At 59.8% G+C, this 381-nt stretch carries 1 protein-coding gene; it reads left to right on the top strand.

Annotation, left to right across the window (positions count from 1 at the left end; genetic code table 11):
* A partial coding sequence (locus G9373_RS45775; protein WP_206034050.1) for a hypothetical protein occupies nt 1-381 on the top strand: 381 nt, incomplete at both ends.

A 381-nucleotide genomic window follows, 5' to 3' on the forward strand; every position in this document is an offset into this window, starting at 1 on the left:
TGATGGGGCAGTTCTCCCTGACCACTCGGCTCACCGCGTATTTCTCGCTGTGTTCGGCAGCCGTCTTGCTGGGCCTGGGCGTGGTGATTGCGCTGGCCATGGATCAGCACTTTGCGGTGGAGGACTACACCGCGCTGCGCGAGAACGTCAGCGTCATTGAAAAGATTGTCGAATCGAGTCCCGCCGAACAGGTCCCCGAACGCATCCGCGAGGCAATCCAACATCGCACCGATCTCGTAGCTCGTATCCAGGGTTCGGACGGGCACATGCTGTACGTAACCCAGGATTTCGATTTTCAAGCGGCAACGCAAGCGCTGGCGCAGTTGCGGCATACCAGCGAAACCCTCGTTTGGGCGCAAGGCGGTCAGCAATATCGGGGCA

This window comes from Rhodococcus sp. A14, from assembly GCF_011603105.1.
GTDB lineage: Bacteria > Actinomycetota > Actinomycetes > Mycobacteriales > Mycobacteriaceae > Rhodococcus_F > Rhodococcus_F opacus.